Annotated in this window: 23 protein-coding genes and 1 pseudogene; 12 read left to right on the top strand and 12 right to left on the bottom strand. The window is 41.8% G+C overall.

The annotated features are described in order from the left end of the window. Together FTT74_RS09725 and FTT74_RS09720 are read left to right on the top strand one after the other, a co-directional pair. Window positions 1–117, top strand: a pseudogene (locus FTT74_RS09725) (transposase); the annotation flags it as partial. A 342-nt stretch (window positions 118–459) separates the two neighbouring features. Then, entirely contained in the window at window positions 460–600 is a 141-nt protein-coding gene (locus FTT74_RS09720) for a hypothetical protein (protein WP_004971840.1), read from the top strand. Window positions 601–696: 96 nt separating this feature from the next. On the opposite strand, the gene serC is transcribed toward FTT74_RS09720, so the two are convergent. Continuing rightward, window positions 697–1,776 (bottom strand): 3-phosphoserine/phosphohydroxythreonine transaminase, encoded by a 1,080-nt coding sequence (gene serC / locus FTT74_RS09715; protein WP_004971842.1) that lies wholly within the window; start codon window positions 1,774–1,776, stop codon window positions 697–699. A 255-nt stretch (window positions 1,777–2,031) separates the two neighbouring features. On the opposite strand from serC, the gene FTT74_RS09710 reads away from it, so the two are divergent. The 7 genes from FTT74_RS09710 to FTT74_RS09680 all read left to right on the top strand — a co-directional run bounded on the left by FTT74_RS09710 (window position 2,032) and on the right by FTT74_RS09680 (window position 9,096). After that, a complete protein-coding gene (locus FTT74_RS09710; protein ID WP_131261181.1) occupies window positions 2,032–2,475 on the top strand; it encodes a hypothetical protein in 444 nt (147 codons plus the stop codon). 255 nt (window positions 2,476–2,730) lie between these two features. After that, window positions 2,731–3,045, top strand: coding sequence for a hypothetical protein (locus FTT74_RS09705; RefSeq protein WP_035310653.1), 315 nt, complete (start codon window positions 2,731–2,733; stop codon window positions 3,043–3,045). Beyond that, window positions 3,035–3,848, top strand: a protein-coding gene (locus tag FTT74_RS09700; protein ID WP_179988944.1) for an IS5 family transposase whose coding sequence is annotated in 2 segments (ribosomal slippage) — window positions 3,035–3,421 and window positions 3,423–3,848 — 813 coding nt in all. Because the reading frame shifts where the segments join, the coding sequence is not laid out codon by codon here. Before FTT74_RS09705 ends, FTT74_RS09700 begins: the two co-directional genes overlap by 11 nt. A 397-nt stretch (window positions 3,849–4,245) precedes the next feature. Then, window positions 4,246–5,727, top strand: coding sequence for a TolC family protein (locus FTT74_RS09695; protein WP_179988945.1), 1,482 nt, complete (start codon window positions 4,246–4,248; stop codon window positions 5,725–5,727). 11 nt (window positions 5,728–5,738) lie between these two features. After that, the gene (locus FTT74_RS09690) at window positions 5,739–6,869 is read left to right on the top strand and encodes an HlyD family secretion protein (RefSeq protein WP_179988946.1); all 1,131 of its coding nucleotides are present in this window, start codon (window positions 5,739–5,741) and stop codon (window positions 6,867–6,869) included. After that, window positions 6,869–7,999 carry an ABC transporter permease gene (locus FTT74_RS09685; protein WP_004971855.1) on the top strand — a complete coding sequence of 377 codons (1,131 nt, stop codon included), beginning with the start codon at window positions 6,869–6,871 and terminating at the stop codon, window positions 7,997–7,999. Before FTT74_RS09690 ends, FTT74_RS09685 begins: the two co-directional genes overlap by 1 nt. Then, the gene (locus FTT74_RS09680) at window positions 7,996–9,096 is read left to right on the top strand and encodes an ABC transporter permease (protein WP_179988947.1); all 1,101 of its coding nucleotides are present in this window, start codon (window positions 7,996–7,998) and stop codon (window positions 9,094–9,096) included. The genes FTT74_RS09685 and FTT74_RS09680 overlap by 4 nt, the downstream gene beginning before the upstream one ends. Before the next feature lie 27 nt (window positions 9,097–9,123). Here FTT74_RS09680 and FTT74_RS09675 read toward each other — a convergent pair whose 3' ends face one another. From FTT74_RS09675 to FTT74_RS09630, 10 genes are all read right to left on the bottom strand, one after another. Next, window positions 9,124–9,549 (bottom strand): DUF3887 domain-containing protein, encoded by a 426-nt coding sequence (locus tag FTT74_RS09675; protein ID WP_179988948.1) that lies wholly within the window; start codon window positions 9,547–9,549, stop codon window positions 9,124–9,126. Between the two features lie 68 nt (window positions 9,550–9,617). Continuing rightward, window positions 9,618–12,593: a DNA gyrase subunit A gene (gene gyrA, locus FTT74_RS09670; RefSeq protein WP_179988949.1), complete on the bottom strand. Its 2,976-nt coding sequence runs from the start codon at window positions 12,591–12,593 to the stop codon at window positions 9,618–9,620. 403 nt (window positions 12,594–12,996) lie between these two features. Next, window positions 12,997–13,929, bottom strand: a complete 933-nt coding sequence (locus tag FTT74_RS09665) for an electron transfer flavoprotein subunit alpha/FixB family protein (protein WP_004971866.1) — start codon at window positions 13,927–13,929, stop codon at window positions 12,997–12,999. Between the two features lie 18 nt (window positions 13,930–13,947). Continuing rightward, window positions 13,948–14,697, bottom strand: coding sequence for an electron transfer flavoprotein subunit beta/FixA family protein (locus FTT74_RS09660; RefSeq protein WP_004971869.1), 750 nt, complete (start codon window positions 14,695–14,697; stop codon window positions 13,948–13,950). A gap of 546 nt (window positions 14,698–15,243) precedes the next feature. After that, window positions 15,244–15,615 (bottom strand): hypothetical protein, encoded by a 372-nt coding sequence (locus tag FTT74_RS09655; RefSeq protein WP_096901040.1) that lies wholly within the window; start codon window positions 15,613–15,615, stop codon window positions 15,244–15,246. A gap of 282 nt (window positions 15,616–15,897) precedes the next feature. Next, entirely contained in the window at window positions 15,898–16,812 is a 915-nt protein-coding gene (gene xerA, locus FTT74_RS09650) for a site-specific tyrosine recombinase/integron integrase (protein WP_179988950.1), read from the bottom strand. Then, complete coding sequence (locus FTT74_RS09645; protein ID WP_096900946.1) at window positions 16,812–17,450, bottom strand: alpha/beta fold hydrolase; 639 nt, start codon at window positions 17,448–17,450, stop codon at window positions 16,812–16,814. Before FTT74_RS09645 ends, xerA begins: the two co-directional genes overlap by 1 nt. A 131-nt stretch (window positions 17,451–17,581) precedes the next feature. Further along, a complete protein-coding gene (dapF, locus tag FTT74_RS09640) occupies window positions 17,582–18,427 on the bottom strand; it encodes a diaminopimelate epimerase (protein WP_004971880.1) in 846 nt (281 codons plus the stop codon). 12 nt (window positions 18,428–18,439) lie between these two features. Continuing rightward, on the bottom strand, window positions 18,440–19,684 hold the full coding sequence (gene lysA, locus FTT74_RS09635) for a diaminopimelate decarboxylase (protein WP_004971882.1): 1,245 nt from the start codon (window positions 19,682–19,684) through the stop codon (window positions 18,440–18,442). A gap of 25 nt (window positions 19,685–19,709) precedes the next feature. Further along, complete coding sequence (locus FTT74_RS09630) at window positions 19,710–19,949, bottom strand: lipoprotein (protein ID WP_004971884.1); 240 nt, start codon at window positions 19,947–19,949, stop codon at window positions 19,710–19,712. A gap of 359 nt (window positions 19,950–20,308) precedes the next feature. On the opposite strand from FTT74_RS09630, the gene FTT74_RS09625 reads away from it, so the two are divergent. The 3 genes from FTT74_RS09625 to FTT74_RS09615 all read left to right on the top strand — a co-directional run bounded on the left by FTT74_RS09625 (window position 20,309) and on the right by FTT74_RS09615 (window position 24,314). Continuing rightward, window positions 20,309–21,664 (top strand): sodium:alanine symporter family protein, encoded by a 1,356-nt coding sequence (locus FTT74_RS09625; protein ID WP_096900947.1) that lies wholly within the window; start codon window positions 20,309–20,311, stop codon window positions 21,662–21,664. A gap of 156 nt (window positions 21,665–21,820) precedes the next feature. After that, window positions 21,821–23,212: a DNA repair protein RadA gene (gene radA, locus FTT74_RS09620; protein ID WP_179988951.1), complete on the top strand. Its 1,392-nt coding sequence runs from the start codon at window positions 21,821–21,823 to the stop codon at window positions 23,210–23,212. Between the two features lie 115 nt (window positions 23,213–23,327). Next, complete coding sequence (locus FTT74_RS09615) at window positions 23,328–24,314, top strand: Tim44 domain-containing protein (protein WP_179988952.1); 987 nt, start codon at window positions 23,328–23,330, stop codon at window positions 24,312–24,314. Between the two features lie 350 nt (window positions 24,315–24,664). On the opposite strand, the gene FTT74_RS09610 is transcribed toward FTT74_RS09615, so the two are convergent. Beyond that, complete coding sequence (locus FTT74_RS09610; RefSeq protein WP_179988953.1) at window positions 24,665–25,843, bottom strand: trypsin-like peptidase domain-containing protein; 1,179 nt, start codon at window positions 25,841–25,843, stop codon at window positions 24,665–24,667. Window positions 25,844–25,917 lie beyond the last annotated feature (74 nt).

Genomic DNA, 25,917 nt, shown 5'->3' with positions numbered 1-25,917 from the left:
TGGAAGCAGATGAAATATTATTGGCGAGATTTTCAAGTCATGACAGCTGATAAAATAGAGCAATGGGTGGAGAGAGTATCAAACCAATTCGGAAAAGAATACATGTTTACTTTTTAATGACAGCTTAGTATGAATATATTGATGCTTATTTAAGCATTTTAAATTCAAAAAAACGTAGTTATCCACAGCTTTAAATTTATTATAAATTCAAAATCAGCCATATTTTAAATCGAATATGTGGATAAGTTATTTTAAAACCCAAACATCTGCACCAAGCACCGTAGATAATCTGAAAGCCTTGAGTGGTGCGGATTTTAAAAATCAACACAGAATTAATTCATTATTGGCAGATATTATATTTAAAATAAAATTAGTACTTTATTTAATCAATTTTTTATGCTAAAAATATAGCCGTATTTAAATATTTAACGATAAATAGATCATCGGAAAATAATATCTATGAAAATCGTGCAAGAAGAAAACTTACAGCATGTAGAACATCAACTTGAGCAACGCTATCAGCTCGACCCGATGTCTTGCCTATTTTTTGCATTAGGCATGCTGCTCTCCGCCTACGGCTTACACTATTTTGTGTTCTGAGTTTCACTCATCAACAAGCCTCTATGACTTTTCACCTATTTCTATAAAAAAAAACCCAGCTAATTCAGCTGGGTTTTTGCTTTTCACTACTATCAATTAACCGTGACGTTTTGCAAAGTCATCCATAAAGTTAACCAAAGCTTGTACGCCATCTAATGGCACTGCATTATAAATACTTGCGCGCATACCACCTACAGAACGGTGACCTGCCAAGTTCAACAAACGGTTTTCTTCAGCTTCTTGCAAGAATTGTTTTTCCAGTGCGGCATCAGCCAAAGTAAACGGAACGTTCATAATTGAACGGTTTGCGCTATAAATTGGATTCGCGTAGAAATCGCTTGAATCGATATAACCGTATAATAATTTCGCTTTTTCTAGGTTAGCTTGATGAATCGCATCTACACCACCGTTTTGCAATAACCACTCAAACACTAAACCAGACAAATACCATGCATAAGTTGCAGGTGTATTCACCATGGAATCATTTTTTGCCTGTGCTGAATATTTCAAAATGCTTGGAATTTCAGGCTTGGCTTGATCAAGCAAATCTTCACGTACAATCACAATGGTTAAGCCTGCTGGGCCAATATTTTTTTGCGCACCTGCATAAATCAGACCAAATTTAGATACATCTAAAGGTGCAGATAAAATGCTTGATGAGAAATCACATACCAACGGTTTGTCTGTTTCTGGAATATTGGCAAACTGCAAACCACCAATTGTTTCGTTATCTGCATAATGCACATAGGCAGCATCGGCAGATAAGTTCCATTGGCTTTGTTCGCTAATGGCATGCTTACCTTCAATCTGAATACCCGCTTCAACGACATGAATATCGCCATAGCGCTGCGCTTCTTTTAAGGCTTTTTCAGACCAAATACCCGTGTGGATATAATCTGCCTTGTTGTTTTTACCCAACAAATTCAATGGAATCGCAGAGAATTGTAGCGATGCACCACCCTGCAAGAACAATACTTTGTAGTTCTCAGGAATATTCATGAGTTTGCGCAGGTCTGCTTCCGCTTTTTCAGCCATGGCAACATAGTCGGCACTACGGTGGCTCATTTCCATGATCGAAAGACCTTTGCCATGCCAGTCAAGCATTTCAGCTTGAGCTTTTTCAAGTACGGCAGTCGGTAATGCTGCAGGACCAGCACAGAAGTTGTACGCGCGCATGATTTTTCCTTTCAGAGTGAAACACAATAAAATGATGGCATTTAACCATATCTGGCAGGGTCTTGCACAAAATTATTTCAATCTATGAGCCAAGATAGAGTCAAAAAATCAATGTAGATTCGAGGGATAAATTTACTAAATCAAAAAAAGAGGTTGAAATGTGTGCGACAATATCTGTCGCAAATTGATCAAAAAAACCACCCACTACTCCTAATTAAATGATATTTTAAATAAATATTAAAGGAGAAATAAACAATGACAACATTCCTCAATCACTTTAAGGTAGATAAAAATTTACTTGAAGTTGACTTCTTTGACCCTAATCTGGAAACAGATACTCGCTTATACATTGATAGTTATTATTTAACTCGTTGTGAGAACATACATTCCAAGTCTGCTCTGACTACTCAGCAAAATTTTATGAAATGTTTAATGGAAGCTCTTAAAGAAAAAGATGAAATTAAAGCAAGAAAATTATGCTCCCATTTTCCTGAGCCCAAATATACTGGCATTGGTGCAACTAAAGAAGGAGTAAATGGCAAAGGATCACACGATATTAAAGTTGAATATATACTCACATGCTTAAAGTCTTCTCAGGCAGCTCAGACAGGCTTATTAGAAGATCTTGAAGAATTAATATTAGTTGCAGATGGTATAGGTCTGGACACTATTTCAGATATAACGACTAGGGTCTGTTGACATTTCATAAATGGCTTGCGCTGTAGGCTAAAACTGAGCAGATCAGGCATGAAACGCAAGGAATAGCGAGATTATTGCTAAGTTTCATAACGCAATCTGAGAAAGTTTTAGCCACAGCCTTTCAGGGCGAGCATATTTTTTGCTGCTATTGCGTTATGTGCCAGTCATTTAAAATGACTAAATTTCCTGTCCCATGCCTTATAGCAGCTAAAAAACCTTGCGAGATATATCTCTCATGCCGCAAACATAGACGAATTGTCAACAAACCCTAATATTTGCTTTAAACATTTTGCAGAATATACATTAGAACAATGTGAAAAATTAGGTATAGAAACGACTGAAACAAAAGAGGCTATTCATTTCTTTTGTGCAATCGATAACGAATGGAAAAAATCAAAATTTTCACTTCCTCACGCTCCTTGGGGGCCTAATAAAGTTGTTGGACCTGTAATTTTGTTACCTCAAAATATCTTGGAATCTATGATTAGCTATAAAACTAATTATTTTTTCACTAATATTAGACCTCTTGCGAAAGTAAAAAATTGTTTATACTCATCTCATGAAATATGAAAATTTAACAAGATTTAATGATGAAGAATTTAAACGACTTGTTGGAGTTCCTCGTCCATTATTCTTAAAAATGGTATCAGTGTTACAACATGCTGAACTTGCCAAGAAAAAATCTGGAAGACCTCATTCGTTGTGTTTAGAGGATCAATTGTTGTTAACTTTAAATTACTTACGCTGTTATAGAACTCAAATTGAGTTATCCGCCGACTATAACCTAGCTGAAAGTAATGTGAATCGTACGATTCAGAAAGTTGAAAATGCTCTGATTCAATCACGGATTTTCGCATTGCCGAAAAGGAATCAAAAGTTTAATGAGGGGGATTATGTAATCGTTGATGTTACTGAGTCACAGATTGAGCGTCCCAAAAAAACAAAGAAAATTCTATAGTGGTAAAAAGAAGAAACATACGCTAAAAACACAGGTCATTTTTAACCCCCAATTAAAGCAAATTGTAAGTATACAGATTGAAGATGGCAGAAAACACGATCTGAACATTGCGCGTAAGCATTTGAAGGAGATGATTATTTATCCTTATATCATAGCAGATTTAGCCTATAAAGGATTTCATCAGATTAAGAGTAAGTTACTCATTCCAATCAAGAAACCTAACAATTTATCATTACCCCAAATAGCAAAACAGATCAACCAAGAAATCAGTCGGCGTAGGATCACAATTGAACATATCAACGGCAAACTTAAACATTTTCGGATATTAACAGAACGCTATAGAAATAGACGGAAACGATTTGGTCTAAGAATGAATTTAATTGCTGGAATGGTGAATTGGATGCTCTTAAATTAACTTTCGTAAGAGATCTATTGCCACCCCTTTATTTAAAGAAGAAGTTTTACGTAGAGATGCTTCAGCAAGCTTTATTTATTCTTTAAAATCTGGCGAGAAAAGAGTGAATGTAAAAAAATGCGAGAGCAACATCCTGAATTTCGAGGGGGGAAAAAGCAATATGGATGAATTAATCGCAAAAAATCCAAGACTTTTAAAAGAATATAGAGAAAAAGTAGCTAAAAAACGCTATTTAAAAAGAAAAGGTAAAAAAAGAAGATTAGAGGACGCATAAGCGTGCTTTTTATAGACAAATGTACAAGAAACAATACTATAACTTTACACTAGTTCTATCTGCGAACCTTTGATTTATACTAGCGGGATAACATTACCGGCTTTAAATCAGTTTAGCGACTTTATGAACTTAAAGAAAAATAAAAGACAGCTTGTCTGGGGTTTAAATCTGCTTGCATCTATGATGTATGGCAGCTTTGCTCATGCACAGAGCATCAGCTTTCAGGATGCTGAACGTCAGTTGTTGCAAAATTCTTATAGCAGCCAAGCCTATCAAAGTCTGGAACAGGCTTCAAAACTTGAAGCTGAAGCAGTAAAAGGCGTAGGTCTGCCACGTGTCGACCTGAATGTTCGTGCCTATGCCTTTCACAGTGAAGTCGATATTCCATTAAAGCAATTTAAAAATAATCTGGAGAATTCACTCTCTCAAGGCGTGAATGGCCGGCTTAATGAGTGGGAGGCCAGTAATGGCGTGGATCTACCTGCAGGTATTACCGATCCACTGCGTGATGGACTTAACAATACTATTCATAGCGGAGTTGGTCTGATTCCGGATACGTCTAATGTCATCCTTGAAGATCAGGTGATTCGCCCCACTGTTTCCGTGATTATGCCAATATATACTGGAGGCCTCACCCGTAGTGCCAAAGAAATTGCCAATATTCAGGTCGGTCGTAGTCAGCTCAGCAACAAACAGCAGCAAGATACGCAGCGTTTTGAACTGATTCAAAGTTATTTTAATGTGCAGCTCCAAAAGCAATTGCATGCAGCTGCGCTGTTTAATCTGAATGCCATGCAGCAGCATTATCGCAATGCCTTAAAAATGGAACAGCAAGGTTTTATCAGTAAAGGCCAGCGTATGCAATTTGAAGTGGCACGTAATAATGCCGAGCGCAGCCAGCAAAATACGCAGGCCAATTTGAATGCTGCGCTGTTCCAGCTGAATAATCTGCTTCAGGAAAGTAGCATCACTGAGCTTTCGACGCCTTTATTTGTCAATAAAACCGAGCCACAGGCCTTAAATCATCTGCTAAAAACTTTTAGTCAGAACTCTGCGCTGATTCAAAAAATGCAGCTGGATACCCAATTGGCCCAAGCCAATGTGAAAGCCCAGCAAGCAGCGAAAAAACCAAATGTATTTGCTTTTGGCGAATATAGTCTGGATCAAAATGAAAACTGGATTGTCGGGGTTGCCGCACGCTATAACCTGTTTTCCGGGATCGATAAAAACAAGAATATTCAGGCTGCCGAACTCAAACGCTCTGCAACAGAACTGCTTACTGCACGCACCCAGCAGGAAATTGAAAATCTGATTTATAAATCTTGTAGCGAAGCACTTAGTGCACAGCAAAGTGATGTACTTCTGGCACAAAACTTGAAAGCCGCACAGGAAAATTTACGCATCCAAGAATTGTCTTTTAAAGAAGATACGGGCACCGCCACACAGGTCATCGATGCACAAAATATGCTGAGCGGACTACGAGCTGAAACTGCCTTGAATGCTTACAAATATGTGATGTCACTGGCCACACTATTACAAAGCCATGGCTCGATTGCAGAATTTCCAACCTACATTCAACATGCCAACACCCACTATATTCGCTAATGGAGCCGAACATGAACGAAGATCAAAAACCCAATGATCCTGTGAATGAAGTGGCTTCATCCAGCGATACAGAAAAATCGCCTGCGCAACAGGTAGAAACAAAAACTGAAATAGAAAACAACGCGACGACTTCGACCGAGCAACAACAAGCTCCTGAAATCGCTAAAAAGAAAAAATATTTATTGCTCGCCCTGATTCCAGTTCTGCTGGCAGTCATCGCTTTTGGATTGTGGAAAAGCTACCAACCGGCTCCGCTTGAATTGCAGGGTCGTGTAGAAGCTGAAACAGTTCAGGTGGCGACCAAAGTGCCAAGCCGTATTGAAGAAATCTATGTAGAAGAAGGTCAGCGGGTCAAAAAAGGCGATGTACTGGTGCGCTTAAACAGCCCGGAAATTCAGGCCAAAAAACAGCAAGCCGCAGCGGCTTTACAATCTGCGCTGGCCTTACAATCGACTGCTGAACGTGGCTCGCAGGAAGAAAATATCGCCAGTCTGTATGCCAACTGGCAATCGCTGAAAGCACAGCAAAATTTAGCCAAAGTTTCTTATGAGCGTGGTGCAAATTTATTGAAGGAAGGTGTGATTTCACGCCAGCGCCGTGATGAATTGTATGCAGCCAGTCAATCAGCGGCGCAAATGACAGAAGCAGCGTATCAGCAATACGCACGTGCCAAACGTGGCAGCACCTCACAGCAAAAGAGTTCTGCCGATGCACAAGTAGATATTGCCCAGGCTGCGCTGGATGAAGCCAATGCTTTAGAAGCAGAAACCCAATTAGTAGCACCTGTAAACGGAACGGTGTCTAAAACCTATGGCAAAGTCTCGGAGCTGGTAGCCACCGCAGTCCCTGTGGTCAGCCTGATTGAAGATCAAATGTGGGTGAGCCTGAATATTCGTGAAGACCAATATGCCCCATTTCAGAAAATGAGCAGTATTGAAGGTTATATTCCCGCCCTAGATAAAACCGCCACTTTTCAAATTAGACAGATCAGTGCTGAAGGTGAATTTGCCACCATTAAGACCACACGTCAAACCAGCGGTTATGATGTGCGCAGTTTTAAGCTGCATCTTGTACCCACACCAGCGATTTCTGAACTGAAAGTCGGGATGAGCGTATTATTTAAACTGAAAGAGACCCGATAATGTGGACGGGTATATGGCGCGAACTGCGCTATCTGCTCAGCGAAAAATGGGATCTGTGTCTGGTCACGCTGGCACCTGCACTGGTGATTATTTTATTCAGCAGCATGTTTGCTCAAGGGAAATCGGATCATTTACCGATTGCGATTATTGATCAAGACCAGAGTGCGCTGAGTCAAAGCATTTATCAACATGTGGCGCTGAATCATACTCTTAAAATTGCTACGGTGTCGGAACAAACAGCTGAAATTGAGCGCCTGTTAAATCAAAATAAAATTTGGGGTTATATCCATATTCCAAGCGGTGCCGAGCAACGTCTGGTTCGTGCCCAGGATGCTGACATCAGTATTGCTTTTAACCAGAGTTATTTCAGTATTGGAAATACCATTTCCTCGGCCATGCTGGTCAGTACCCTACAAGCACTCGCTGAATTTAGCGGACAGCAATATCTGGGCAACCGACTCCCCTCTCTCGAAGCACCGTCACCGCATATTAAAATATCTCCGCTGTATAATCCGCAGCTGAATTATGAATTCTATCTGGAACCCTATGTCATTCCGGCAATTCTGCATTTACTGCTGTGTTGTTGTGTGGCATTTTCCGTCGGTCAGGAACTGAAGCGGCAGACCTTAACAAGCTGGATTAGCAACTCATCCATCTGGATGGCATTGCTGTCTAAGAACCTGATCTATGTGGCTATTTTTAGTCTATGGACCTGGATCTGGATGTTCTGGCTGATTGAAATTCGCGGCTGGTTTGTTGCCGGCTCGCTCGCTCTGATTCTATCGGCACAATTTCTGCTATATAGCGCTTATGCATTTTTAAGCAGTGCAGTGGTTCTGGCAACCAAAGATTTAAGTAAATCTTTTGGCATCATTGCGGTCTATGGTGGTTCATCTTTAAGTTTTGCCGGTGTGACTTTACCTTTAAATAATGCGCCCCTATTCACCCAGTTCTGGTCCAATATTATTCCGTTTACGCCCTATGCCAAATTACAAACTGAACAATGGGTGATTGGTAGTCCATTGCATATTTCACTGCAAGCTGGATTCATGCTGCTGATCTATGCCCTAGTTTACGCTCTGCTGGCTTATCTGTTTCTTAAAAAAATAGTTAAAGGAGCAGTCCAATGAAATCCCTCTGGTTTTACTATCTGCAAAGCTTTAAGGATATTGTCAGTCACGGCACGATCTTTACCACGCTTATTCTATCCGTCTTGTTTTACAGCTTTTTTTATCCAACCGCTTATCAGGCACAGCAGGCTGAAGCCTTACCGATTATTATTGTCGATGAAGAACAAAGTAACTTAAGCACCCGTATTATTGGTCAAGTGGCACAAAGCCCCAATGTGGAGATTGAGGCGATTACCGGCAATTTTTCCGAGGCCAAACAATGGGTGGAATCACAAAAAGCCGATGGTATTTTACTTCTGCCGGACAATTTATCGCAAAGCTTAAGGCATGGTGAAACAGGTGGCATTGGCCTGTATTTAAGTACAGCCAACTTTTTAGTAACCAAACAAATTGGTCTGGGCTTAGCCACATCAGTTGAGCAAACTTTGGCAGATTATACTGAACGCTTTGGCAAGGTCTCGGATTTTTCACCTGCCCTTTCTGTGCATCAAATTCCTTTATTTAATCCGCTGTCCGGCTATGGCAGCTATGTCTTTCCTGCGGTTGCACCTTTAATTATCCACCAAACCATTCTTTTGGGTTTGAGTATGCTGATTTTGGTATATCGGGAAAGAAAAATAGAATTAAACACAAATGCATTGATTGGGATGTGTTTAGCGGTCTTCACCATTGGTTGTCTGGGATGTTTCTATTTATTCGGCTTTAGCTTCTGGCTATTTGATTATCCGCACGGTGGCAACCTGCTCGGGATGCTGCTGGCTGTTGCGGTTTTTATCTACACGATAATTGGCATGACCTGCTTATTTGCTAGTTTTCTGGATCTGCCGGAACGTGCGGGGCATGTCATTGTATTCACTTCTATTCCACTGTTCTTTTTATCTGGTGCGGCCTGGCCGCATGCTGCCATGCCCACCTGGATGCAAGTCGTTGGCGAAATCCTGCCCTCTACCCAAATTGTGCAGATGTTTATTCAACTCAATCAGATGGGTGTGCCTACAACACTGATCTTGCCTAAATTGCTCTATCTTGGAATGATCGGTAGCTTGTGCTTTTTTTTGGCTTATCGACGTTTAATTTCTGGTCATCAAAGCAGATAGAGCATTATAGCAATGCTCCTATTCCACTTATTTACCCGATTCGCCAAAGACTTGAATATTGAAATTACGAATCTTGTTGCTACCATTCGGCTTGTCAAAACTAACATCATACTGAACCAGATTTTCCGGATAGGCAATTTCATAGCTGACCTTATATTGCCCAAGCTGATTGGTTGCTTCTTCAATCTCTTTGGTCATTAAAGTCTTAGACTTGTATTCACCTTGAGGAATTGAACGTGAAAAGCGTTTCATCAGCTTTTCATTGTCCTTAAACTGGGTTTGCAACTGCGGCTCTAACTGATCCAAAAACTCGTCATACATCCCATCACGCAAATCCTCATAGGCTAGCTGTGCCGCCTTTTCCTGTTCAGGACTCGGATCTGGAATATTGTCCATTGAATTACAGCCACTCAATGCAACCGCTGCTGCCAACAACATTAATTTGGTTTTCATCGCTTACCCTTATGCAGTCAACGTTTATAAAAAAGGACGCCGAAGCGCCCTTTTTATCAGTAAAAAACTTATTCTTCTACTGAATTTTCACCGTCTTTTTCCACTTGCTCAGTTTCAGCAACTGCATCCGTTTCAGCCACTAAAGATTCTGCACCTTCAATCGCTTCAACAAACTCGTCTTCTTCAACAGCTTCAATCGCTTCTACACCCACCAGTGTTTCGTTTTCACCCAAGCGGATTAAACGTACACCTTGTGCATTACGACCTGTTTGCGCCACTTCAGAAGCGCGAGTACGCACTAATGTACCGCCATCAGAAATCAGCATCAGTTCTTTGCTTTCATCAATAGCAACTGCACCGACCAATTCACCATTACGTTCAGAGGTCTTAATGGCAATCACACCTTTACCACCACGTTTTTTGGTTGGGAAGTCGTCTACAGGTGTACGCTTACCATAACCATTCGCCGAAGCACACAAAACTTCGCCTGTTTCTGGTACTACGACTAGCGATACGATACGGCTGATGAGTGCTGAATCTGAACTGTCTTCATCATCGCCATCGACTTCTACATCTTCGACATCTTCAACTTGTGCTGAACCGAAGCTGACACGCATACCACGTACGCCTTTGGCCGCACGACCCATTGAACGTACATCGGTTTCAGCAAAACGAATCGCTTTACCTTCATTGGAGAACAACATAATTTGCTGTTCGCCATCGGTAATTGCAACACCAATTAAAGTGTCTTCTTCATTCAATTCAATGGCACGTAAACCATTCGAACGCACGTTACTGAATTGTTCCAATTCAACACGTTTCACTGTACCTGATGCCGTTGCCATAAATACATAGAAGTTTTTACGCAAGGCTTCTGCTTGTAATGCAAATTCCGCAATAATCTCATCATCTAAATCGGTTGCAGAAAGCTCTACACCCAATTGTTTCAATTGCACACGTAATGCGTCAGATAAATCATCACCATCTGCTAATTCAGCAAAGGCAGCCTCTAATTCTGCATAATGTGCAGCAATGATTGCGTTGGTTTGTAGATGTGCCGCATTGGCTTTCACATAGCTACGGAAGTCTGCCAACCGCTCAGTAAATTTCTTCGGCGCATCAATGACAGGTAAAATCGCGGTGATGGTTTCGTTGGCATCTAACGGCAACAAGTTCACCATTGGACGACCTTTAGCACCACGCGATGCTTGCGGCACTTCAAACACTTTCAGACGGTACACTTTACCCACATCGGTAAAGCACAACACCGTTGCGTGGTTAGAAGTCACAATTAAATGCTGCACATAATCGTCTTCTTTCATCGACGTTGCAGATTTACCACGACCACCACGACGCTGTGCTGCGTAATCTGATAATGGCTGAGTTTTTGCATAACCTGTTTGTGAAACTGTCAGTACCACTTGTTCTTCTGGGATTAAATCTTCACGCGAGAAATCAATGCGAGATTCTACAATTTCAGTACGACGTGCATCGCCATATTGTTGCAAAACTTGCGCCAATTCTTCACGAATCACGCCCATCAAAAGATTAAAGTCATTCAAAATTGCAGTTAATTCAGCAATTTGTGCCAAAATTTCAGAATATTCTGCATGTAATTTGTCTTGTTCTAGACCTGTTAAACGATGCAAACGTAATTCTAAAATTGCGGTCACTTGCGCAGGTGATAAACGATACACCTGACCATCTAAACCAAATGGGCGGTTAGGATCTTCACCTTCAATTTCGTCTGGACGTACAGAAACTGAACCAGCTTTTTCTAATAATGCGACTACACCGCCTGCTGCCCATTCGCCTACCTGTAAACGCTCACGCGCTTCGGCTGGATTTGCAGAAGATTTAATGGTTTCGATGATGGCATCAATATTGGCCAATGCGACGGTTAAGCCTTCTAAAATGTGCCCACGTTCACGTGCTTTACGCAACTCGAACATGGTACGGCGGGTCACCACTTCTTGGCGGTGACGAATAAATGCCGCAATAATATCTTTCAGGTTCATCAATTTTGGCTGACCATTGTCTAGGCAAACCATGTTGATGCTGAATGAGTTTTCTAATTGTGTATTCAAGAATAGGTTATTCACAATCACTTCAGCGTTTTCACCACGCTTCAGATCAATTGCAATACGCATCCCTTCTTTATCAGACTCATCACGTAGTTCTGAAATACCTTCGAGTTTCTTCTCTTTTACCAGTTCAGCAATACGCTCAATGGTTTTGGCTTTATTGACCTGATAAGGGATTTCAGTAAAGACGATGGTGGTACGACCAGACTTTTGATCTTCTTCAAAATGATACTTACCACGAATATGCAAACGGCCTTTGCCTGTACGGTAAGCATCGACAATGCCTGATTTACCGTAAATAATACCGCCTGTAGGGAAGTCTGGACCAGTAATATGTTCCATTAGCCCTTCAATTGAAATATTTGGGTTGTCTGCATAAGCCAAACATGCATGCACCACTTCAGTCATGTTATGCGGTGCCATATTGGTCGCCATACCCACCGCAATACCTGCAGCACCATTGACCAATAGGTTTGGAATACGAGTTGGCATTACTTGAGGAATACGCTCAGAGCCGTCGTAGTTATCTTCCCAATCGACGGTGTCCTTTTCTAAATCGGCCAACAATTCGTGGGTAAGTTTGCGCATACGGACTTCGGTATAACGCATAGCTGCAGCACTATCGCCATCAATCGAACCGAAGTTACCCTGACCATCGACCAATTGATAACGCAAACTGAAATCTTGCGCCATGCGAACAATCGTTTCGTAAACAGCGTAGTCACCATGCGGGTGATATTTACCGATGACGTCACCGACTACACGGGCAGACTTTTTGTAAGCTTTGTTGTAGTCATTGCCCAATTCGTGCATTGCGAATAGCACACGACGATGCACAGGTTTTAGACCATCTCGTACATCTGGCAGCGCACGTGACACAATCACGCTCATCGCATAGTCTAAATACGAGTGCTTGAGTTCATCCTCAATGGCAATCGGTCTAATTTCCGATACGCTCATGCATACTCCTTATTCTGCAAACAAATTTTGCTTGCATTTTATATGTCGTAAAACTTGCAAATGATTAGCCTGAAATGCAGGCTAAAAATAAAAACTAGCGAAAAATTATAGCATATACGCCTGTGTTTTTGTGCTTTAGAGATGATCTTAATCTTGTTAATTTACTTAAATTTAACGGTGATTTTTTAGGCAAAAAAATATTCACACCCAAGAAACAAAAGTGCTTCATATTTTTAAGAGTCACGTCAAAATATCTTCAACATATACTTGCTCGATATGTACCCACATATACGCTAAGTTCACATAATGTACTTAAAACCAATCACTGCATCTAAATTAAAAAAGACAATAAAAAACGCCCCTATGCTATTCACATAGAGGCGTTTTTGACTGTGTTCAGTAATTAGATTTTAGATACTAACTCTGGAACAACAGTGTTCAAGTCACCCACTAACCAGTAGTCAGCTACTGCGTTGATTGGCGCTTCTTCGTCTTTGTTGATCGCAACGATCACTTTAGAGTCTTTCATACCTGCCAAGTGCTGAATCGCACCAGAGATACCTACAGCGATATACAAATCAGGTGCAACGATTTTACCTGTTTGACCAACTTGCATGTCATTTGGTACGAAGCCCGCATCAACTGCTGCACGAGATGCACCTTGTGCTGCACCAAGTTTGTCTGCCAATGGATCAAGTACTTTGTGATAGTTCTCACCAGAACCTACACCACGACCACCAGAAACTACAATACGTGCTGCAGTTAATTCTGGACGCTCTGATTTCACAATTTCTTCAGAGACGAACTTAGAAATACCAGCATCACCTGTCACAGTAGCAGCTTCAACCGCAGCCGAACCACCTTCTGCAGCCACTGGGTCAAATGCTGTACCACGTACAGTACCCACCACAATCGCCTCAGAAGATTCTACAGTTGCAATCGCGTTACCTGCATAAATTGGACGCTTGAATGTCTTTGCAGAATCTACAGCGACGATGTCTGTGATCATACTAACATCAAGAAGCGCAGCTGCACGCGGTAAAATGTTTTTACCTGTTGTTGTAGAAGCAGCAAGGATATGGCTATAACCTTTGCCTAATTCTGCAACAAGTTTTGCTACGTTTTCAGCCAATTGGTTTGCATAAGCCGCATCGTCAGCAAGTAATACTTTGCTTACGCCTGCAACTTTAGCTGCTTGGTCTGCAACTGCTTGTGCACCAGAACCCGCAACCAATACAGTGATATCACCACCGATTTTTTGAGCTGCAGCAACAACGTTTAATGTTGCACCATTTAGTGCTTTATTGTCGTGCTCAGCGATAACTAAAATACTCATGATTTTTATCCTTCTGTATTAGATCACTTTCGCTTCGTTTTTCAATTTATCTACAAGTTCGTCTACAGATTTCACTTGTACGCCCGCTTTACGCTCAGCAGGTGCTTCAACTTTTACAGTTTTCAGCTTAGAACCTGTTGCAACGCCATAATCTGCAGGAGATTTGGTGTCTAGCGGTTTTTTACGTGCTTTCATGATGTTTGGAAGTGCCGCATAACGTGGCTCATTCAAACGTAAGTCAGTGGTGATGATTGCAGGAAGTGCAAGCTCAACAGTTTGTAAACCACCGTCAATTTCACGTGTTACCTGAACTTTGTCGCCATCTACTTTTACTTCTGAAGCAAAAGTACCCTGACCTGCACCAAGTAAAGCGCCTAGCATTTGACCAACTTGGTTAGAGTCGTCATCAATGGCTTGTTTACCTAATAGAATAAGTTGTGGTTGTTCTTGCTCAACAACACCTTTTAAGATTTTAGCTACTTCAAGTGCACCAATCTCATCGGCTGTTTCAACCAAAATACCACGGTCTGCACCAAGCGCCATTGCAGAACGAATTTGTTCCTGCGCTTCTTTAGGACCAATGGATACCACTACGATTTCTGAAACAGTTCCTTTTTCTTTTAAACGAACCGCTTCTTCCACTGCGATTTCACAGAATGGGTTAATTGACATCTTAACGTTAGTTAGGTCAACTCCACTATTATCCGGCTTAACGCGAACTTTAACGTTGGCATCTACCACACGTTTTACAGCAACAAGAGCCTTCATGTAATCCTCGGCTGTTTTAGCAAAAGTAAATATTGAGAAAAGTTAATAATAACTCTTCGCTTTAAATTTTTTAGGTGTCCTATCTTGCTATGTGATCGGCATTTCGGTCAAGTCAGAATTGTCTAAACAAGGCTAAAAATGCCGAAAATTAACTGAACGATGCGTTCATACTTTTTTATTTCTAAAAATTAACAAACCAAGCGACGATTATATAAGCAATTTTAAGCTTTGATTTATATTATGTTTTTTATTTATTTCCCTCATCAACAAGATTGATTGAAATGCAATTCAAATTGAGTTCCGCCTACAATTTAAGCAAAGTTCCTTACATAAAACCCCATAATCTGACTGTCATTAAAGATAGAAAACTTTATTTTTTGCAATATTTTTTCAGATATAAATGCTCTTTTAAAATGTGACTGCTGGTTCACAAAACTGTATTCAGCAGTTTATTGGGTATGAAATAAACAATCTGTTTTATTTTGATGGATATTTATGCGCTTTCACCACGCCACCTCCCAGATAAAGGACATAAAAAAACTCAGCTTAAACTTGCTGAGTTTCTAAAAAGTCACGGTGGATATGACTTAAATCTATCAATTCATAGGCCTGTAAATTAAAAATTTCCCAAACTGCAATAAAATCTTCTTTTACATCTATTTTACTGCTTGCATTTGGGCGTGCTTGCCACTGCTGATCTGAAATCCATAAATAGCTTTGTTGCGTTTGCGGATGAATCGCCTGCATTTTACCTTCAGCATTAATACCCTGCACCAAACAATCGGCAGGTAGTTCTTGCTCGATCATCGGCAAGCTTATTTCGACAAAATGTTTCACTTGACGCAAGCCATAACCTGCAAAAATTTCTTTTTGGCTTGGGCTTAATTGTTCATATTTTTCTTGAAGATTCGAAATCATGGTTTTGCCTATCATTTGATATCCAAAGTGTTATGCAGTGGAACAAAAAATAATGTCATCCATGTCTATTATTCGTGTGACCCACTCTTTCTGCTTCTTTATACTGCATAACGCACTTTTTTATTATTCTACAATAGTTGCAATGACATCTTGGTGAAAGCGCTTTTACTTAAAGTATTAAGTACAGCACAAAGGCTTTACAACTGACTGTGAGAAAAATATTTGCAGTATGAAATAGCTATATTTTAACTTGCAAAAATAATGCCGACTTTAGGTAAAGCTTTACTTTTTACTCGCACGTGGATGTGCCTGATCATAAACTCGCGCTAACTGATCAAAATCGACATGGGTATAAATTTGCGTGGTGCTTAAATTGCTATGCCCAAGCATTTCTTGGACTGCACGTATATCCCCACTATTCGACAGCATGTGACTTGCAAAACAATGTCGCAATAAGTGCGGATGCAAATCGACATTAACGCCCGCACGCTGCGCCTGAAACTTCACCCGATTTTCAATTTGGCGTGCTTTTAAAGGTTCACCTTTTTGAGTAATAAACAATGCTGCATCGGGTACAAAATCGCCCTGCCATAAAGGGTAAATCTGCAGCCATTGCATCACCGCATCTTTGGCTTTGCGACCAAAAGGCACTATACGGGTTTTATTGCCTTTACCCGTAATGCGCAGCAATTGACGGTTAAAATCTAAATCGCGGATACGTAAACTTTGTACCTCTGCTAGGCGCAAACCACTCGAATAGAGCAATTCTAAAATCGCTTTATCGCGTCGCCACATTTGTTGTTGTACTTCAGTTTCAGGTTCAGGCTGATCCAAAATTTGATGAATCGTTTCAATATCAATCAAACCCGGCAAAGGTCGTGGCTGACGTTTTAGCTGAAAATTATCAATTGGATTAAATTGTAAATACTGCCCTTGCTCGGCCCATTTCATAAACTGACGAATCGCTGACAACATGCGCTGTAAACTGCTGCTATTTAACTGTTGCTGTTCTACTTTTTGCGCTAAATAATGGCGCAAATCTGCAGCCTCTACATCATATAAGGCAAGTTGTTGTTGCTCACAAAAGCTAAAAAAATCGTTTAAATTGCGTGCGTAGGCTTTTAACGTATGCGGTGACTGCTGTTGTATTTCTCGTTCTTTGAGCCACATCTTTAATAGTTGCTGCGGATCGTACATTAGTCACGCTCCGATTGCTGAACTGCGGCAAACTGAGATAAATAAGCAGCAATGTGTTCAGCCGCCTGATCTGCATGTGTTTCTAAAAACAAATGATCACCATCATGCACAATTTTTAATACGGCTTGTGGAAATTGTTGTTGTAAAAACTCACCTACCGCCAGTGGACTTATCGGGTCTTGATCACCCCATAACAACAAAATAGGCATGTTGATTTTAGCAAAGTCTACCGTGTAATCGGCCTTTGCCTCTACAAACCAGTCAGGATAATTTAAATCACTTGCTTGATAGTCTTGTCGCCAATCTTGCACCTGAAAACTGCTTAAATCCATGCCACCAGATGTTGCAACCAATACTAATCCTTTGACTTTTTCTGGATATTGCAACGCGGCAGCAACTGCAAAAATACCACCCATCGACTGTGCAATGATAATGCAATCATCTGGGATATTCGCCAACACATAAGCCTGCAAACTTGCAAAATCATGTACCTGTGAATGTGCAGGTTGATGATTAAATTCAGGATAAGCCACAATTTTTACAGCATTCTGCCACGGCAATTTTTCAATTTTTTCGATTAGCGGATGAAAAAATGCGGTATTGCCTGAAGCGCCAGGTAAAAAAATCAGTTGCGGCATAATGAGTAGAAGTTTTTAGAGTGACATTCAGTACAGCATACCTAATCCGTGCTGCAAGATACAAAAAAGCACCATTCGTTTTGAAAAGTGCTTTTAAGTAAGATAAGAGCTGTTCATGTTAGAACGAAACATCAGCCCTGAAAATAATTTAAATCCAAACGACCGTGATAGACATTAGCAGTTGGCCCTGTCATCCACACCACATCGCCTTCACGCCATTCGATTTGCAACTTACCACCTGCCAGTTCAATTTCAACTGAATTAGACAATAAGCCACGGCGCATACCCGAAACGGCTGCAGCACATGCACCTGTACCACAAGCCAAGGTTTCACCTACGCCACGTTCAAACACACGCAAACGCGCATGTTTTTCGTCAATGATTTGCATAAAACCTGCATTGACGCGCTGTGGAAAACGCTCGTGTGATTCCACTTGTGGGCCAATACCTGCAACATCGGCAGTCAATACATCAGGCACAATGGTCACAGCATGAGGATTGCCTATGTTCACCACATCAATGGTCAATGCAGCACCATCTTTCAGCGCAATGTCATATAAGTTATCAGGCTCATCGGCAATGAATGGAATCTCATGCGGCAAGAATTTTGGATAGCCCATATTCACCCGCACCCAACCGTTTTGCCCCAATTCAGGCTCTACAATGCCTGCCTTGGTTTGCACCTTGATTTTGGTTTTGGTCGTAAGCTGACGTTCATGCACAAAACGTGCAAAACAACGCACACCATTGCCGCACTGCTCCACTTCAGAACCATCGGCATTGAAAATGCGATATTTAAAATCGACATTTGGTAAATCGGGCGGTTCCACAATCAGGAGTTGGTCAAAGCCAATCCCGAAGTGGCGGTCTGCAAGGCGTTGAATAGTCAGCGCATCCAAATACGCACGCTGGCTGATGAGATCAACCACCATGAAGTCATTGCCCAGACCATGCATTTTGGTAAATTCTAATAACATCTCGAATTCCCCTTATGGCAATAAACGCTCTCTTTCCCACAGCGATTCAATGCTTTCACGTTCACGAATTAAATGTGCTTGATCTGCATCGACCATGACTTCAGCTGCACGACCACGGCTGTTGTAGTTAGAACTCATCACAAAACCGTATGCGCCCGCACCCATTACAGCTAAAACATCATTTTCTTTGATCGCAAGCTGACGTTCTTTACCCAAGAAATCACCTGTTTCACAAATTGCACCAACCACATCCCACTCTAGCGTTTCAACATCAGTACGTGGGGTTACGGGCTGAATGTCCATCCATGCTTCATATAACGCAGGACGGATTAAGTCATTCATGGCAGCGTCAATAATCGCAAAGTTACGATGATTGGTCGGTTTGAGTAAATCAACTTTTGTTAGCAGCACGCCCGCATTGGCAGAGATACTACGACCCGGTTCCATATACACTTTAAGACCTAACTTTTCTAAAGCGGGACGTAAAGCATTGGCATATTCTTCAACCGTTGGTGGAGTTTCATCTTTATAAGTCACCCCTAAACCACCGCCAATATCAATGTGTTTTAGCTGAATACCCATTTCTTTTAAGGTATCAATCATCACAATCACGCGATCTAAAGCATCGACAAACGGTTGTGTTTCGGTCAATTGTGAACCGATGTGACAGTCAATTCCAACGATATCTAAGTTTGCTAAAGAAGCCGCATATTCATAAGTGCTATATACCGAATCAGACGGAATCCCGAACTTGTTTTCTTTTAAGCCTGTAGAAATATAAGGATGGGTTTTGGCATCGACATCTGGGTTAACCCGTAATGAAATTGGTGCTTTGACATTCATGCTTGCCGCAACTTTTTGAATACGGTCTAATTCTGCATGCGATTCTACGTTAAAGCAGGCAATCCCAACTTCCAACGCTTTTTGAATATCGGCTTCAGTTTTACCTAAACCTGAAAAAACAATTTTCGATGCATCACCACCTGCTTTGAGAACACGCGCCAATTCACCGCCTGTCACAATATCAAAACCTGCACCCAACTTAGCCAATACATTCAATACCGCAAGATTCGAGTTTGACTTTACCGCAAAACAAATTTGATGATCGATAAAGTGGAAAGCACGATCCATATCTAAATAATGCTTTTCAAAAGTCGCTTTTGAATAAACATAGAGTGGTGTGCCAAATTGCTGTGCGAGTTGTTGTAGCGAACATTGCTCGGCGTGCAAAACCCCTTGAATGCGGGTAAAACTCATGAATGTATCCTTTATCTAGAAAGCGTTAAGGTGTAGTCGATGTAGATGCAGCAGGTGCAGCAAACTGCTGTTGCACAGGTACGGCTGTGTCTGACGATGTTGCCGATTGCGTTGCACGTTTAGGCGCAGCATCTGGATATAACAAATATTTTGCGCGTTTGTCGTAATTTGGGTCATTGGGTAACTGTAATGTACCTGACTGACCACAACCGACCAAAACCACTGTTGTAAGCAAAACACTCATGCAGCAAATGACGGTACGCATCTGACCACCTATAAAATATTTTCGATGAAGTATAACGCGATCACTGCCGCGACCAAAGTGCTAATGCAGAGAGATTATATTGAGCTTAGTAAAAATTCTAGCTTACTTACTATTCTGCTGGCATAGATTGACCTTATCAGGTCTGAAAAATTGCGACTTCTGACACAGATAAAGTCAATTTTATTTCAAGGCATCAATTGTCAAAATCTAAAAACTATGCAAAAAATATAACGTGCTTAAAACCAAGTTCTTTTAACAGGAAGTTTTAAAGACTGGCATATCACTTGCTTAATTTTTACAACTGTTCAACTACAGTCACAAACTAAGCATTTATACACTGCGTTTATAAGAAGAAATTTATGCAAAATTTACAATCGATGATGGAAACCCTAAGCGGTTGGGTCTGGGGTCCATACATGCTGGTTCTCATTGTGGGAACGGGCGTCTTCCTCACCTTCCGCTTATTGTTCTGGCAATTCCGCATGCTGCCACTGGCTTTTAAACAAGTCTTTTGCAAACACGACAAAGCGCAAAAAGAACCGGGCGATATTTCACATTTCGCATCACTGATGACTGCACTCTCTGCCACCATTGGTACGGGAAATATTGCAGGTGTTGCAACGGCTTGCGTCCTCGGTGGCCCGGGTGCAGTGTTTTGGATGTGGATGACTGCCCTGTTTGGTATGGCGACCAAATATGGTGAAGGTGTTTTGGCGGTTAAATACCGTATTAAAAACGAAAAAGGGCAAATGTCAGGCGGCCCAATGTACTACATTGAACGCGGACTAAAATGGAAATGGCTCGCGATTATCTTTGCCTTTTTTGGCACAGTCGCCTCGTTTGGAATTGGTAGTTCAGTACAATCCAACACCGTAGCTTTAGCAGTTGAAAATAGCTTAGGTGTAGAAACTTGGATTACTGGCGTGGTAATTACCGTATTTTCTGCATTGGTGATTTTGGGCGGAATTAGCTCGATTTCCAAAGCATCTTCGGTGATTGTTCCGATTATGGCCATTCTGTATGTTACAGGCGGTTTAATTATTATCCTGAATAATTTACACCTTGTCGTGCCTGCATTTGAGCTAATTTTCCGTGATGCCTTTACTGGTGAAGCAGTTGCGGGCGGTGCAATTGGTGCAGTAATTCGTTACGGGGTTGCACGTGGCGTATTCTCCAACGAAGCAGGGATGGGTTCTGCCCCAATTGCTGCTGCGGCTGCAAAAACCGACCACCCTGCGCGTCAAGGTTTAGTGTCTATGACAGGTACCTTCATTGATACCATTATTGTCTGTAGCATCACGGGGATTGTTTTGGTAATGGGCTTCATTATGGCAGGTAATAGCTTTGGTGGTGCAACAGGTGCTGTACTCACCACACAGGTTTTTGACCAGTTATTGCCAGGCTTTGGTGGTTGGGTCGTCACTTTCGGGATCATCTTCTTCGCCTATTCCACCATTCTCGGTTGGAGCTATTATGGTGAAAAATGCTGTACTTATTTATTCGGCGAAAAATACGTGTTGATTTACCGCTTAATTTATATTGCTTCAGTGTTCATTGGCACCATCGCCACCCTAGATTTAGTCTGGTTATTTGCCGATACCTTTAATGGTTTAATGGCTGTACCAAACTTAATTGCCTTGTTGTTACTGTCTGGTGTGATTGCCAAAGAATCTAAAGACTTTATTGCGAAGCGCAAATCTGGCGAGTTGTATTAAATAAGCCCAATTCATTGAATTATTCCGTTCAAATCATAAATCATACAATCACCCACGTGGTTGTATGATTTTCCATGAAAAATCCAGATAACATTCATTTCGCGAACATTCCTCTGTATGCTGTAGTCAGTTTTTAATTGATGCAATGACTGGGTTATGGCAAAAGTAAAAAGTGTCTATCGCTGTGAACAATGTGGTGCAGATCATCCTAAATGGGCAGGTCAATGTTCAGAATGTGGGGAATGGAACTCACTTCATGAGGTCAGTATTGCCCCTGCGGTGACGCATCGTGCCCAACCTAAAATGGGCGGTGGCTATGCAGGACAAGCGGCCGCCATTACCACGCTTAATAAAGTGTCTGTATCGCACGAAACCCGTTTAACAACAGGCATTGGGGAATTTGACCGTGTTTTGGGTGGCGGTTTGGTTACGGGCTCTGTGGTACTGATTGGTGGAGATCCTGGTATCGGGAAATCGACCATTTTGCTACAAACTGCGACTCACATGGCGGCTGCCAATAACACCGCTTTATATATCACAGGTGAGGAATCTCTTTCGCAAGTGGCGTTACGCGCTCAACGCTTAGACTTACCCACCGATCAACTGAAAGTCATGGCAGAAACCTGTGTCGAACGGATTTGTGAAGTTTTGGCGCATGAACGCCCTGCGGTAGCCATTCTGGACTCGATTCAAACTTTATATACCGAAACGTTGCAGTCTGCTCCAGGTGGTGTTTCACAAATTCGTGAATCAGCTGCCTTGCTGACTCGTTTTGCTAAAAATAGTGGCACTGCGCTGTTTATTGTCGGTCATGTGACCAAAGAAGGGGCTTTAGCGGGGCCGCGCGTCCTTGAACACATGGTCGATTGCGTCTTGTATTTTGAAGGACAGTCAGACTCACGCTACCGTATGATTCGAGCAGTCAAAAACCGTTTCGGTGCAGTGAATGAACTGGGCGTTTTTGGCATGACCGATAAAGGCTTACGCGAGGTTGCCAATCCATCTGCGATATTTTTGAGCCGTTATGATGAGGCAATTCCAGGTTCTATTGTCATGATTAGCCGCGAAGGAACGCGACCACTTTTAGTTGAAGTACAAGCTTTGGTGGATGATGCACATGGTCAGCCTAGACGTGTGGCTTTAGGTCTGGAACAAAACCGTCTGAATATGCTATTGGCGGTGATGCATCGGCATGGCGGCGTACAAACTTCAGGGCAAGATGTGTATGTGAATGTGGTCGGCGGCTTAAAAATTACCGAAACAGGTTCAGACCTTGCTGTACTACTTGCCTGTGCTTCTAGCTTGCGTGGCAAAGCCCTGCCACAACAATTGGCAGTATTTGGTGAGGTCGGTTTATCGGGTGAAATCCGCCCAGTACCAAATGGTCAGGAACGCTTAAAAGAAGCTATTAAACACGGATTTAAATATATTATTGTGCCGCGTGGCAATGCCCCACAAAAAGCCATTGCAGGTGTGCAAATTATTGCGGTGGCGCGTTTGCATGAAGCCTTAACTGAAGCCATGAGTTTAAGTGAAAACTTAGGTTAAATCCTTGGATGATATTTTTTCAGTTTCAAGAAAAAATATCATATTTATATTGAAATTCGCAGCAAATGCCTGCATAAATACACAGCTTAACTTTATTTTAATATAGGAAAATTTGATGGAAGTTCGACAGCGTGGTTTGATCGCAGCAATGCTCACAGCGACTTTATTGGTAGCTCCGTTAGCAGCAGAAGCAAAACGTGCAGGTGGCGGTAAAAGCCATGGCATGAGTCGTTCGGCTGCTCCAACTCAGTCTTACCAACAACCTCGTCAAACAACGCCAGCACAACAACCAACAACTGCACCAGCACAGCAAAAATCTGGTCCAGGCGTAGGTGGTATGGTTGCTGCAGGTGTTGCAGGTGCGGCAATTGGTGCGGTTGCTGCCAATGCCTTGGCCGATGATCAAGCTGCAAGTGCTGCCGAAGCGCAAGAGGAAAAAGGCGGTATTCCAAGCTGGATTTGGATTTTACTCGCTGCTGCTGTTGCCTTCTTCATTTTCCGTAAGATGGGCGCAAAAAAAAAACTAACGCCTAATCCGTATGCGCCAAATAGCGGTGCCAATCAGGCACCGTTTGCGCAAACACCACCTGCTGCAGCGCCACGTAACGACAATACCAATATTTTTGGTCAATCTGTTGGGGGGGCTGCCGCTTCTACCCAAGCGCCTTTTGGTCAAGCTGCCAATAATAACGCGCCATTTGGTGCAGCTTATACCAACAGTGGCAATCAATTGCCTGATGGTTCAGAGCCTGCAACCTTTTTACGTGTAGCGCGTCAGCGTTTTAACCATATTCAGTCTATGAACACAGCCAGTAATATCGCAGAAATTCAGCGTTATTTAACTCCTGATTTATATCAGTCGATGTATCAGGACATTATGGCAAACCAAGACCAAGATGTAGCAGAGTTTTCTAACTTGAATGCCATGGTGGTCGATTCTGCAACTGAAAATGGTCAATATGTCATAAGTGTACGCTTTACAGGTACAGTCAGCGAAGACCTGAACAGCTTACCGCAACCATTTACAGAAATTTGGCACTTTGTAAAACCTGCAGGCTCTAATCAAGACTGGTTAGTGGCAGGTATTCAGCAAGAGCAATAATTTCAATGGATCTAGAAAAACAGCGACTTCGGTTGCTGTTTTTTATGCCTTTCTTTATCTAAGTTGAGACCCATCATGTTTAAACAGCACGTTTAAATCTTCTAAGACATCAACACCGAATACATCCACACTTGCCACACAAAACCAAACCCTCGATTGATTAGATCTATCAAAAAGTATCATCATTCATCAATACAGTTTATTTAGCCCACCTTCTCTTTGTATCTACCCAGAGATAAATCAAATCACGTTATCCGTATCACTTTGGTTATTTCCAGTCGATCTCCATTTACTTAGCCAACAAAAAAGCCCTGCAAACGGGCAAGGCTAAATTGTTACTGTTAAATCTATTATTCAGGCAATGGAATAAATTGCTTATCGGTATTTTGAACTTTGCGCTCACCGACTGCGACTTCCAAATCTAAGGCTTCTTCACCACGTTCAACTGAAACAGTCACCGTCGTATGCGGTGCTTGTGCAGCAACATAATTAATTAAATGCGAGGTTGAAGTAATCGCTTCATCATTCACTTTTAAAATTTTGTCACCACGTTTTAAACCTGCTTCTGCTGCAGGGCCACCGCGCAGTACATCAGCAACCACTACACCGCCTTGTGCAGGTTCTAAAATGTTGTCTTGTTGCACAGGCAACAAACTAATACCTAACCAACCACGAACCACACGTCCATCTTTTAAAATCGAGTTTAAAACCTGCTGACAGACTTGTGCAGGAATTGCAAAGCCGATGCCCAATGAACCACCTGATTGCGAGAAAATTGCCGTATTTACCCCAATCAAATTCCCTGCCACATCAATCAATGCACCACCTGAGTTACCTGGATTAATTGCTGCATCGGTTTGAATGAAATCTTCATAGGTATTAATACCCAAGTCAGAACGTCCTGTCGCAGAAATAATCCCTTGAGTCACGGTTTGTCCCACACCAAATGGGTTACCAATCGCAAGTACGACATCGCCCACTTCATTGCCACTCAGTTTAAATGGCAATACAGGCAGTTTTTCTAGATCAATTTTAATGACCGCTAAGTCTGTGTCTGGGTCAGTTCCAACAACTTTTGCAACCGCACGGCGTCCATCGTGCAAAGCCACGACAATTTGTTCAGCCTGCGCGATCACATGATTATTCGTTAAAATATAACCATCTGGACGAACAATGACCCCAGACCCCAAACTGTTTTCATTTGGGCCTTGCTTAAATTGATCGGGTAACTGATTGCCAAAAAATTCACGAAATGCAGGGTCATTTAACAATGGATGATCCATTTGTTTCACTTTTTGTGTGGTAAAAATATTTACCACCGCAGGCGCTGCCACTTTAACCGCAGCGCTATACGACACCACCCCACCTGTCCGTGTTGTATCAATTAATGGTTCAACTTTCTCGGCAGGCATTTTGACCCCATCGGCAGCCACAGGCGCTTTCGGTTTTTGCAGTTGTTGCCAAGTCACAAAGCCAATAATAACCAGAATGAGTAACACCCAAGGTAACCAGGTAAAGGTCCAGCGCACGTTTTGTACCTCTAAGTAAATTTTTTTTGATGATTAAGTCATTGAATGAGCTATTGTAAAACGAAACACAAATA

It is taken from the genome of Acinetobacter sp. YH01007, assembly GCF_013420425.1.
Classification (GTDB): Bacteria; Pseudomonadota; Gammaproteobacteria; order Pseudomonadales; family Moraxellaceae; genus Acinetobacter; species Acinetobacter towneri.
This window is presented reverse-complemented; position numbering and strand designations above follow the sequence as displayed.